At 67.0% G+C, this 11750-nt stretch carries 11 protein-coding genes; 7 read left to right on the plus strand and 4 right to left on the minus strand.

Translation table 11 applies throughout. From position 1 onward, the window contains the following. A partial coding sequence (locus JNK68_09260; GenBank protein ID MBL8540547.1) for a sulfatase-like hydrolase/transferase occupies positions 1-600 on the minus strand: 600 nt, incomplete at its 3' end. A gap of 183 nt (positions 601-783) precedes the next feature. On the opposite strand from JNK68_09260, the gene JNK68_09265 reads away from it, so the two are divergent. The 3 genes from JNK68_09265 (at position 784) to JNK68_09275 (ending at position 3852) form a co-directional block, all read left to right on the plus strand. Then, entirely contained in the window at positions 784-1563 is a 780-nt protein-coding gene (locus JNK68_09265) for a Crp/Fnr family transcriptional regulator (GenBank protein ID MBL8540548.1), read from the plus strand. Continuing rightward, positions 1563-2837 carry an MFS transporter gene (locus JNK68_09270; GenBank protein MBL8540549.1) on the plus strand — a complete coding sequence of 425 codons (1275 nt, stop codon included), beginning with the start codon at positions 1563-1565 and terminating at the stop codon, positions 2835-2837. Before JNK68_09265 ends, JNK68_09270 begins: the two co-directional genes overlap by 1 nt. Positions 2838-3033: 196 nt before the next feature. Continuing rightward, positions 3034-3852: a mechanosensitive ion channel family protein gene (locus JNK68_09275; GenBank protein ID MBL8540550.1), complete on the plus strand. Its 819-nt coding sequence runs from the start codon at positions 3034-3036 to the stop codon at positions 3850-3852. A gap of 15 nt (positions 3853-3867) precedes the next feature. Here the strand turns inward: JNK68_09275 and JNK68_09280 are convergent, their stop codons facing one another. The 3 genes from JNK68_09280 to JNK68_09290 form a co-directional block, all read right to left on the minus strand. Beyond that, complete coding sequence (locus JNK68_09280) at positions 3868-4608, minus strand: DUF3750 domain-containing protein (protein ID MBL8540551.1); 741 nt, start codon at positions 4606-4608, stop codon at positions 3868-3870. 115 nt (positions 4609-4723) lie between these two features. Further along, positions 4724-4960 carry a hypothetical protein gene (locus JNK68_09285; protein MBL8540552.1) on the minus strand — a complete coding sequence of 79 codons (237 nt, stop codon included), beginning with the start codon at positions 4958-4960 and terminating at the stop codon, positions 4724-4726. Positions 4961-5360: 400 nt separating this feature from the next. After that, complete coding sequence (locus JNK68_09290) at positions 5361-6875, minus strand: AMP-binding protein (GenBank protein ID MBL8540553.1); 1515 nt, start codon at positions 6873-6875, stop codon at positions 5361-5363. 248 nt (positions 6876-7123) lie between these two features. On the opposite strand from JNK68_09290, the gene JNK68_09295 reads away from it, so the two are divergent. The 4 genes from JNK68_09295 to JNK68_09310 form a co-directional block, all read left to right on the plus strand. After that, positions 7124-8134: an NAD-dependent epimerase/dehydratase family protein gene (locus JNK68_09295; GenBank protein MBL8540554.1), complete on the plus strand. Its 1011-nt coding sequence runs from the start codon at positions 7124-7126 to the stop codon at positions 8132-8134. Between the two features lie 67 nt (positions 8135-8201). Beyond that, positions 8202-10769 (plus strand): MMPL family transporter, encoded by a 2568-nt coding sequence (locus tag JNK68_09300; GenBank protein MBL8540555.1) that lies wholly within the window; start codon positions 8202-8204, stop codon positions 10767-10769. 10 nt (positions 10770-10779) lie between these two features. Beyond that, positions 10780-11571 (plus strand): VacJ family lipoprotein, encoded by a 792-nt coding sequence (locus tag JNK68_09305; GenBank protein MBL8540556.1) that lies wholly within the window; start codon positions 10780-10782, stop codon positions 11569-11571. Positions 11572-11684: 113 nt separating this feature from the next. After that, on the plus strand, positions 11685-11750 hold a 66-nt coding region (locus tag JNK68_09310; GenBank protein MBL8540557.1), incomplete at its 3' end, for an IS200/IS605 family transposase.

Genomic DNA, 11750 nt, shown 5'->3' on the forward strand with positions numbered 1-11750 from the left:
CCCGGTGTCCGTGATGCGTCCGTCGGCGAAGCTGTGGATGACGCCGCGCGGGCCGAACTTCTTCTTGAACTCCGGATCTTTCGGGTAGTTCTCGTTCTCCGGCTCCTCCTCGGCGTTTAGGTGATAGAGGTTGCCGAAGAATTCGTCGAAGCCATGGTTGGTCGGCAGCGTGCTGTCGGCGTCGCCGAGGTGATTCTTGCCGAACTGCCCGGTCACGTAGCCCTGCGCCTTGAGCAGCGTGGCGATGGTCGGATCCTCCTTCTTCATACCCTCGGGCGCGCCGGGCAGACCCACCTTGGTGAGACCGGTGCGGATCGGCGACTGGCCGGTGATGAACGCGGCGCGGCCCGCGGTGCAGCTCTGCTGCCCGTACCAGTCGGTGAAGGTCGCACCCTGGCGGGCGATGCTGTCGATGTTCGGCGTGCGGTAACCCATCATGCCCATGTTGTAGGCGCTGACGTTGAACTGGCCGATGTCGTCGCCCCAGATGATGAGGATGTTGGGTTTCTTCTTGCCTTGCGCCCCGGCCTGCGAGGCGAGCGCCAGCGTACCCAGGATGAGCGCGCAGAGCAGGGCGAGGATGCGCAGAATGATGATCATGGCAAGTCTCCTCCAGGCGGCGGGGGGTGCCGTTGTCGCGTTTCCGCCGGCGCCTCGAATACTAGGAGCCGTCGGCGGGTGGACCTGTCGGCCTCGCGACAAGTTCGCGGGAAAAACCCCGAATCCGACACAGCGGTGGGGTGAGGGCATAATTCGGAATGGCAACGGGAGGGGTGGAAGGAAATGGGCGGTGACAAAGCGCTGGAGATTCGTCGGTTCCTGAGGTCGGGTGAGTGGTTCGGCGGTCTCCCGGACGCGCTGCAGGAACTCATCCTCGAGCACTCCGTGGTGCGCAGATACGCCAAGGGACAGGTGATCAGCCTGGAAGGTGGCGTGTCCAAGGGCTTGTTTGCCCTGCTCGAGGGGACGGTGCACGTCGTTCGCTCCATCGGTGATGGAGACGAAGGGCTGATCCACGTATGCGAGCCCGGCTTCTGGTTTGCCGAGTACGCATTGCTCAGCGGCAAGGCCACCGTGGGCAGCTTTCTCGCGCACTCTCGCGCCAAGGTGCTGCAGTTACCCAAGGCGCAGTTCGATCGCATCGTCGCTGAGGAGCCGCGCTACTACGAGGCATTCGCGAGGCTCGCCCTGAGCCGCTATGCGATCCTGGTGCGCATGCTGGCCGAGGTCCGCGACCTCGCCGTGGAAGTGCGGCTGCGGGATCGGCTCGCCGTGATGGCGCAGATGCGCAGCGAAGAGCTGCCGCAGCCGGGTGCGGTCACGCTCACCCTCTCCCAGGCCGATCTCGCGCGCATGATCGGCATCTCGCGGCAGACGCTCAACGCACTGCTGCGCAAGCTGCAGCGCGCGGGGCTGATCGAGGTCGGTTTCCGCTGCATCCGCGTCCCCGACGCCGAGCATCTGTCGGACATCAATGCAACGAAGCCCGCGCCCTCCGCGGTCCGCGTACGACCGGGCCGCGCCAGCGAACCATTGCGGGCGCCGGACGATCGCATGGACTGATGGTCGGTCGACCGGACTGGCTCACGCGGCAGGTGGCGGCGTGGGCGTTCTACGACGTTGCGAGTTCCACCTTCGCCGGCCTGGTGCCGGTGTTCTTCGGTCTTTTCTTCGTCACGGTGGTCGCGGCCGATCGCCCCGGGGCGCAGGGTCAGTGGGGCATGATCGCCGCGCTGGCGCTTCTCGTCGCGGGCGCGCTGGCACCGCTCTATGGTGCGCTGGCCGACCGCCGCGAGCGCCTGCCCGGGCTCCTCGCCGGGGCGACCGCCTTGTGCGTCGCGGCCACGCTGGCGATGCCGCTCGCAGATCGCGGCAAGATGCTGCTGGCCGGCATCCTGTTCGTTGCGGCGCAGGTCGGGTACACGCTCGCCGCTGCTCTTTACGATTCGCTTCTCGTCCGCATCGCGCCGCGCACGCACGTCGGGCGCGTGTCCGGGTTCGGCTGGACCGTCGGATTCACGGGCGGTATCGGCGCGCTGCTCATGGCTCTGTGGGTGATGCGCGGCGTGCCGCCCGAAGTGCAGGCGGCGCGGCTCGGCCTGACGTTCGCGATCGCGGGCATCCTCTACGCTGCATTCGCGGTTCCGGCGTTGCTGGGGCTGCGCCGCTGCCACCCGGTGGCGACTGCACTGGAAGCCGGCCGGGGCGGCGGCGCGTACGCTGCCGTCATCGGGACGCTCCGCCAGTGGCGGCGCCACCGCGAGGTCTTCCGCTTCCTCATCGGCTACTACCTGCTCAACGACGTGCTGGTGACCGTCCTCTTCTTCATTGCGATCATTCTGCAGGCGCGGTTCGGGCTCACCATCGAGGGATTGCTGTGGCTCGTGCTGCTCTACCATGCCATCGCGCTGCCAGCGACACTCGCGTTCGGTCATGCTGCGGACGGCTGGGGGCAACGGCCCGCGATCTTCGTCATGATCGGCATCCTCGGCACAGCGCTCCTGCTGCTAGCATTCGGCCGCAATACCGCAACGCCGGTCGCCGTGGTCGCGCTGCTGGGTCTCGTGTACGGCTCGCTCCAGGCGGTCTGCCGGTCGCTTTTCGCGCTGCTCGTCGCGCAGGAGAAGTCGGGGGAGATGTTCGGCTTCAACGCAGTGGCGGGGCGGCTCTCCGCGGCCCTCGGCCCGCTCGCCTTCGGCGCGGTATCGGCAGCCACGCAGAGCGAAACGGTGGCGCTCGTGTCACTCCTGATTTTTCTCGCCGCGGCGTCGGCGCTCTTTCGCTCGCTGCGCGTGCCGGCAAGGTCGCACGAGGTCGACGCACCCGAACTCCTGTAACGACGGTCGCATACCTTAGAGTGTTGCCTTGCCTGTCGCGCAGGCGACAAGCCGCGCACCGCGGAGGTGATAACGTGCGTCTGCCACAAGCCCGGCGACGTATCGTCGGCGGGTGCGACGCGGCGCCTTGAGTGCTTTCACCGTGGCTTGGTGCTACACTCCGCCGACTTTTTTTGAGGCTTCGCAGGAGAGCGCGATGAACTTTGAAGAGATCTACAACAGCGTCGGCCCGCAGCTCGTGAACTTCGGCCTCAAGGCCATCGGCGCGATCGCGGTCTGGATCGTCGGCCGCTACCTCATCCACCTGGCAGTGCGTCTGCTCACGGCCGGACTTGCGCGGCAGCAGTTCGATCCGACGCTGCTGCGCTACGTCGGCAGCATCGTCAGCGTCACGCTGAACATCGTTCTGGTCATCGCGATCCTCGGCTATTTCGGGGTCGAGACGACTTCGTTCGCGGCGCTAATCGCCGGTGCCGGTGTCGCGATCGGCGCGGCCTGGGGCGGGCTGCTCTCGAACTTTGCCGCGGGGGCGTTTCTCATCGTGCTGCGACCGTTCAAGGTCGGTGATTACGTCATGGCGGGTGGCGTCGAGGGCACGGTGAAGGAGATCGGTCTTTTCGCGACCACGGTTCTCAAACCGGACAACGTGACGGCATTCGTCGGCAACAACAAGATCTTCAGCGACACGGTGCAGAACTTCTCGGCGAGTCCCTTCCGTCGCGTCGAGCGGCTCGCGCAGCTCGCGCATGGCGTCGACCCGCACGACGCAATCACCCGGCTCAGGACGGCGCTCGCGAAGATCCCGAACATCACGCAGGATCCGGCACCGGATGTCGAGATCATCGACTTCAACGAGCGCGGACCGGTGCTCGCGGTCCGCCCCTACACGCACACCGATCACTACTGGCAGGTGTACTTCGACACCAACCGGGTCATTACGGAAACGTTCGGCGCCGCCGGCTATCCGGTGCCCGAAGCGCACGTCCACTACAGCACGCAGCAGAAGCTGGCGTAGGCCCGCGCCCGGCCGCTACTGCATCGTCTTGCGGCTTCCCGCCCGTCCCAGCCCGGGCAGCCGCAGGGCGGGTGAGGCCACGTCGACGCCGAGCGACAGCCCCAGGAGATTCACCTCCACGCCTTCTTCGGCGGCGATCAGCACACCGGCGACGCCGAGCAGCGAAGCCTGGACGCCGGTGCCGCTCGGCGCTGGGCCAAGCGCCGAGGAAAGTGGCACGTAGTCCTTGCCGATGGCATTGGCCGGCAGATCCAGCCGCAACTCGGGGACGCTGCGCGCGATATGCGCAGTGAACGTGTTGCTGTTCGGCCCCGGCCAGGTCCGGTAGCGATCGACGAAGGGATAACTTTTCACCGCGGCCTCGACGCGGTCGATCGTCGCCTCCACTCCGGCGCCGCGACGGTCGAGCAGAATCTCGGGCCGGTTGTCGAACCAGAGCCCGTCGGGCGGCGCGTAGTTCACATGCACGAAGGGCGCGCCATGCCAGCCCACCACGTCATAGCGGGTGAGCGACTCGGCGTCTGTGCGCTTGACGACGATCCACGTGTGTACGGCGAACGCACCGCGCCAGCCGTAGGTCGGTGCGGCATAGACCTGGATCACGGGCTCGCGAACGCTCGCCGGGTCGGGCGCGAGCCCGGTGGATGCGCGGGACGCCGCGTACCAGGGTGCAGCCGGGGCGGGATGCGAGGCGACGCTGATCGCGAGGGGCAGGAGGAAGAGGGCAAGGACGAGCAGCAAGGTCTTGAGCGACATGAGCGGTGACAATATTGCCGGGACTGCGCTGGGCGCGCGCACTGCCGACAATCGACAAGATACCCCCGCGGCGTGCGGCCGCGGGGTGAAGCCTGCAGCAAAAATCGGATCAGGATCAGCGCATCGCTTCGATCAGTACGTGTCCCTCGCAGCCGTTGGGCGGACGCACGTTGAGGATGTGCGCGATGGTGCGGGCGAGATCGACCGTTTCCGAATCGCCGTACTTGCCAGCCTTGACCCAGTTCGGACCGTACATGGCGAGCGGCACGTTGGCGTCGTAGGCCCAGGGCGAGCCGTGGGTGGCCGCGTAAGCGAACGGCTTCGCGAAAAGGTACCGGTTCGGCTTGTTCATGACCACGATGTCGCCGCTGATCTGCTGATGCCACGCGAGCGACCTGCTTCGCCATCTGTTCGAGTTGCGGCGTGAACACCGCTTCCACACCCGGATAAGTACGCAAGAATTCCTGTGCGGCCTTCTTGACTTCCACGCGGTCCAGCTTGCGCGATGCGACGAGGTCGTAGTCGATGTAGAGCGTCGGATTCCACCAGACCGTGGCGTACTTGCCTTCGCCGAACCTCTGCCCGAGCGCCGCGTTGGTGGCGACGATTATCTTGTCCGGATCGATGCGGAACACACCGTCGGATCGGCGCCCGCCGCGACCGCCCGCGGGCAGATCGACCGGCTCATTTAATCACGGCCGTGCGGGGCAGGAAGGAAGACGCGGAGGTGGCTTGGCGCGAGGCGCGTGCGGCTAGCTGGCCGCCCACTCGCGCAGCGTCTTGCGGTGCACCTTGCCGGTCAGCCCGCGCGGCAGGTCCGCGAGAAACGTCACGCGCTCGGGAATCTTGTAGTCCGCAATCCGCCCTGCGGCAAAGCGGAGGAGCTCCTGCGCCGTGACGACGGTCCCGCTTTTCAGCACCACGAAGGCGGCAACGATCTCCCCCAACGATGGATGCGGCGCGCCGACGACGCCCACCTCGCGCACGGCGGGGTGCCGAGCCAGGGCTGACTCCACCTCGATGGGAGAAACGTTGGACCCGCCGCGGACGATGATCTCCTTGCGGCGGCCGACGAACCAGTAGTAACCCGCCGCGTCCCGATACCCGAGATCGCCGGTGTGGAGCCAGCCCTCTCGCAGCGCGCCTGCCGTTGCTTCCGGATCTTCCCAGTAGCCGATCGTGAGCGCGTCGCTCTTCACCAGAATCTCACCCGTCTCGCCATGCGCAACGTCGTTCCCGTCTGCATCCACCACCCGCAGGCGCATGCCCACCGACGGCTGGCCGATGGAGCCCGTGCGGTTTTCGATGCCGGGCCGGTTGAGCGCGTAGGGAATCACTTCCGTCATGCCGCAACCCTCGTACAGTTCGACGCCGAGCGTGTCTTGCACTCTGGCAGTCAATGCCTGGGAAACCGCATCGCCGCCGGCGAGGCAGTACTTCAGGGAAGCAAGGTTTCGCGATGCGCCGACCGCGTGACTCGACAGCGTGTCGAACATCACCGGCAGGCCGTACAGGTGCGTGACGCGATAGCGGTCGATCAAGGTCAGGACATGGGCCGCGTCGAAGGTCGGCGTGGCGAGCACGGTGGCGCCCACGGCGAGCGGCGAGAGCAGTTGCAGGGTATATCCGAAGATGTGGCTCATCGAGAGCATGCCCAGCACGACGTCGTCCGGGCGCAGGAGCACCGCTCCCGCGTAGTTCTCCACCGTGCTGACGAGGCTGCGATGCGTGTGGGTCACGCCCTTCGGTCGAGCGGTCGTGCCCGAGGTGTAGAGAATCGCAGCGACGTCATCGGGACTGGCGGCGAGCGCGACGTCCGCTTGCCCGCGGTCGATCAAGGCTTCGAACGGCTCGCAGTCGGATGTGTTCGGCCCGACCACGAAGAACGCCTTCGTGTGCGCGAGATCCGGTCGCACCGATTCCAGACGGCCGTACAGGTCGCCATGGACCACGCACAGGCACGCGCGGCAGTGATCGAGAATGTAGGCGAGCTCGGGGCCTTTCAGCCGCACATTCATCGGTACCGCGATGGCTCCGATCGTGAGGCACGCGAGGTTGAGGAACACGAGCTCCGGGCTGTTGGGTAGCAGAAAGGCGACGCGGTCGCCGCGCCGAACCCCCCGCGCACGCAGGCCCGCCGCGACACCGTCGGTGACGCGTTCCAGTTCACCATAGCTCCAGGCGCGATCATCGAAACGCAATGCCACGCGTTCGGGACAGCGGCGACCCGCCTGTCGAACCAGATGGATGAGCGACACGTTTTTCATACCGTCCTCCTTTGCGGATCGTCGTTGCGCTGCGCGTTTTGCTGCAGCTCGGGAGGATTTACGTGCCAGTCGCAGCTTCGGATGCGGCATCAGTGGCATGCCCCGGGGCCGAGGTGCCACGATGCAATATAATGCCGGCTGCGTTCCCATGCCCGTTACCGGGTCTTTCGGGGTCGCAATGCCGACGCCCCATTCAGAGAAGGCGCGGCGCAGAATCTCTCCCATCGATCCGAATCGGCCTGCCGGTCATGCCAACGACGATTACCCACGGACTGGTGCTGGTGACAGGGGCGAGCGGCTTCGTCGGCTCGGCGGTGGTGCGCGCGTTGCTGTGCGCCGGTTACGCGGTGCGCGCGCTGGTGCGCAGCACGAGTCCGCGCGACAACCTGGCCGGTCTGGACGTCGAGGTCGTGACGGGCGACATGCGCGAGCCGGGTTCGGTCGATCGCGCGATGGCAGGCGCCCGCTACCTCATGCACGTCGCCGCGGACTATCGCCTGTGGTGCGTGGACCGCGACGAGATCACCCGCAACAACGTGGAAGGCACGCGGACCGTGATGGAAGCGGCAGTGCGCGCCGGTGTGGAGCGTGTCGTGTACACGAGCAGCGTAGCGGCGCTCAAGCTGCGGCCGGACGGACAGGCCGCGGATGAGGCGATCCCGCTCGCCGGGACTTCCGCAGTCGGCGCCTACAAGCGGAGCAAGGCAGTCGCGCAGGACCTCGTAACGCGCATGATTGCGTGCGATGCGCTGCCGGCGATCATCGTCAATCCGTCGACGCCGATCGGCCCCCGCGACATCCGGCCGACGCCGACGGGCAGGATCATTCTCGAAGCGGCCATGGGCCGCATGCCCGGTTACGTCGACACCGGTCTCAATCTGGTTCACGTCGATGACGTGGCCGCAGGGCACGTGGCCGCACTGGTGCAGGGGAAGGTCGGGGAGCGTTACATCCTCGGCGGCGAGAACGTGCTGCTTGCCGACATGCTGCGCGACATCGCGCTGCTCGTCGGCCGCCGGCCGCCACGGCTGTGCATGCCGCGGCGGCTGCTCTATCCGGCCGCTGCCGTGGCCGAGATGATCGCCACACGCACCGGGCGCGAGCCGTTCCTGACGCTCGACGGATTGCGCATGTCGCGGCATCGCATGTTCTTCACGAGCGCGAAGGCCGTGCGCGATCTCGGCTTCCAGGCGCGGCCGTATGCGGAAGGACTGCGCGATGCGGTCGAGTGGTTCCGCGGCGCCGGTCGCCTGAAGTAGATCGGCAAGCCCTCACCAACCCTTCCGGCCGAAGCGGAGTCGACGTTTGCGAGCGCTGATCACACGGGTGGTGGAGACGTGCGCGCGCCATCCCTGGCCGGTGCTCGTCCTCGGTGCGGTGCTGGGGACGCTCGCGTCCATCTACGCCGCGCGCAACCTCGCGATCGACACCGACATCGCCACCATGATCTCGCCGGACCTGCCGTGGCGGCAGCGCGAGATCGACTTTCAGCGCAGCTTCCCGCAGCGCCTCAAGGTGATCGCCGTCGTCGTCGATGCCACGACGCCGGAGCTGGCGGAGCAGGCCACCACCACGCTCGCCGCGCGCCTGGCCGGCGAGACGGAAACCGTGTCGGCGCTCAGGCGGCCCGACGGCGGGCCGTTCTTCAATCGCGCGGGACTGCTCTTCGCGCCCACCGAGGAAGTCGCGCGCACGACGCAGCAGATGATCGCCGCACAGCCGCTCCTGGGAACGCTCGCTGCCGATCCGAGCCTGCGTGGTGTCATGGATGCGCTCGTGCTGGTGCTCGAAGGCGTGCAGCACGGGCAGATTCCGCTCGACTATCTGGCCGCGCCGCTGTCTGCCTTCGCTCAGGCGTTCGCTGCCATCGATGCGGGACAGATGCCGGACTTCTCGTGGCGCACGCTGATCATGGGCCGCAAGGCGGATCCGCGCGAGCTGCGCCGCTTCATCCTGGTCGAACCGAAGCTGGATTTCGGCGCCCTGCAGCCGGGGGCGCGCACTGTCGCCGCGATCCGGCAGGTCGTGGCCGAGTCGGATTTCGGTGCCGATCCACGGGTTCGCGTGCGTCTCACCGGCCCCGTCCCGCTCGCCGACGAGGAGTTCGCCACGCTCGCCGAAGGTGCGGCGTTGAACGGCGCCGTGACGCTGCTGGTGGTGGTGGCGCTCCTCTGGCTTGCGCTGCATTCCGGGCGCATGATCCTGGCGATCCTGCTGAGCCTCGCCGTGGGCATGGCGATCACCGCCGCCTTCGGGCTGAAGGTGTACGGCGCGTTCAATCTCATCTCGGTCGCCTTCGCCGTTCTCTTCGTCGGCCTGGGCGTCGACTTCGGCATCCAGTTCTGCGTCTGCTACCGCGCGAAGCGACACCTGCACGACGACCTCACGCTGGCGCTGCGCGATGCCGCAACGGAAGTGGGGCCGCCGCTCGCGCTCGCAGCGGCGAGCACTGCAGCGGGTTTCTACGCCTTCCTGCCGACGCACTACCGCGGTGTTTCCGAACTGGGCCTCATTGCGGGGACCGGCATGATCGTGGCCTTCGTCGGCTGCATCACGTTGCTGCCGGCGCTGATCGCAGTGCTGCGCCCGCGTGGCGAGCGCGAGGCGGTCGGCTATGCGGCACTGGCGCCGCTCGATTGCTTCCTGCGAAGCCGGCGCTTCGCGGTGCTCGGCTGCGCCCTGCTGGTGTCCGTAGGCAGCTTGCTGCTGCTGCCGCGACTGCGCTTCGACTTCAATCCGCTGAACCTGCGCAGCCCGCACGCCGAATCCGTGTCGACGCTGCGCGATCTCATGCAAAGTCCTGACACGACGCCGAATACGGTCGAGGCAATCGCGCCGAATCTGGACGCCGCGGTGGCGCTGTCGAGAGAGCTGTCCGCATTGCCGGAGGTCAATCGCGTGTTGTCGCTCGCGAGCTTCGTCCCCGATCAGCAGGAGGCAAAGCTCGCGCTGATTGCCGATGCTGCGATGTTGCTCGATCCGGCGCTCAACCCCCTGCAGGTGAAGCCGCCGCCGACCGATGCGGAAGTCGTGCAGGCGATGCTGCAGGCGGCGCGGGCACTGCAACGGGCGGCGCAGGCGTCACCTGCCGATGCGGCGGCGGCGGATGCCGAGCGCCTCGCAAAAGCGCTCACGGTCACGGCGCAGGCCGATGCCTCGGTGCGTGAGAGCGCGCGCGCTGCGTTGATCCCCGGATTGCTGGTGACGCTCGAACAGTTGCGTGCGGCTCTGCAGGCCGAGCCCGTCACGGTGGAGAGCCTGCCGGCCGACCTCAGGCGCGACTGGCTCACGCCCGACGGCCGTGCGCGGATCGAGGTGTTCCCGAAGAGCCGGGTCGACGACAACGTGGGCCTCGCGCGTTTCACCGAGACGGTGCGCCGGATCACGCCGGATGTCACCGGCTTCACGGTGGGCATTCAGGAATCCAGCCACACCATCGTGCAGGCATTCCTGCAGGCAGGCTCCTGGGCGCTGTTGTCCATCACCGCGCTGCTCGCCATCACGCTGCGCCGGGTGCCCGATGTGCTCCTGACGCTCGCGCCGCTGCTGCTCGCCGGGCTGGTGACGCTGGCGACCTGCGTGCTGATCGACCTGCCGCTCAATTTCGAGAACATCATCGCGCTCCCGCTGCTCTTCGGCATCGGGGTGGCCTTCAGCATCTATTTCGTGATGGCGTGGCGCAGGGGCGTGGAAGAGCTGCTGCCTTCCAGCCTCACACGGGCGGTGATCTTCAGCGCGCTCGCGACGGGGACGGCGTTCGGCAGCCTGTGGTACTCGCATCACCCCGGCACCGCGAGCATGGGCAAGCTGCTGGCGCTCTCGCTCGCGTTCACGCTCGCCACCTGCCTGCTCTTCCTGCCCGCGCTGCTCGCGAGTGTGCGCAGGGTGCGCTGACGGACCCCGCGTGGCGAAGGCGAGCCATCGCGCTTCCAATCGGTCTGCCTCGCGCTGCCTGCGGCACAAGGCGGCGGCGCTTGCGTGCATTGCGCTGGCGGGGTGCTCGACGGTAGGGGGAACACGCGACGACGGCAACGACGATCCGCTGGAGCCGATGAACCGCGTCGTCTTCAACGCGAACGACGTGGTCGACACGAACGTCATCCGCCCGCTCGCCGACGGCTACCGGCGCATCGTGCCGGAGGCGGTGCGCGATGCGATCCGGGCCTGCCTCGACAATCTGCAGGAACCGCGGATATTCGTGAACAACGTGCTGCAGTTTCGGCTCGACGCGGCCGCAGTGACGCTGGCCCGATTCTCCTTCAACTCCACGTTCGGCCTGGCGGGACTCATCGACGTCGCGAGTCCGAACGGCCTGGCGCGGCAGACCGGCGATTTCGGGCAGACGCTCTACCGCTGGGGAGTGGGCAGCGGACCGTATCTCGTGCTGCCGTTCTTCGGCCCGTCGAACTTCCGCGACGCCTTCGGCTTTGGCATGGATATCGTCGCGATGCCTCCCGCGCTGCTGCTGGACGACGGTACCGGGATCTGGATCAACGCTGGCGTGTACGTGTTGAGCGGCTTCGATCTGCGCTCGCGCAACATCGAGCAGCTCGATCAGATCAAGGCGAATTCGCTCGACTACTACGCGCAGTTCCGCAGCATCGCGCGGCAGTACCGCGAAGCGCAGTTGCGTGCCGCGCGCGGCCTCGCCGACGAGCCGGAAGAACTGCTCGACCCGGAGGCGCCAGCAGAGTAAAGACCTCTAACTCATAGAGTTAAGCCCCCGGCTGTGCCGGGGACTCACCAGGGTTTGACCTTTACGAGGGTCGGCGTGAATTCTGATCTCTGCCAAGAGAAAGGAAATTCACGATGAAAGAGTATCAGAGCCTGAGTCATACGAGGTGGGACTGCAAATACCACGTGGTTTTCATACCG

The organism is Betaproteobacteria bacterium (assembly GCA_016791345.1).
Classification (GTDB): domain Bacteria; phylum Pseudomonadota; class Gammaproteobacteria; order Burkholderiales; family JAEUMW01; genus JAEUMW01.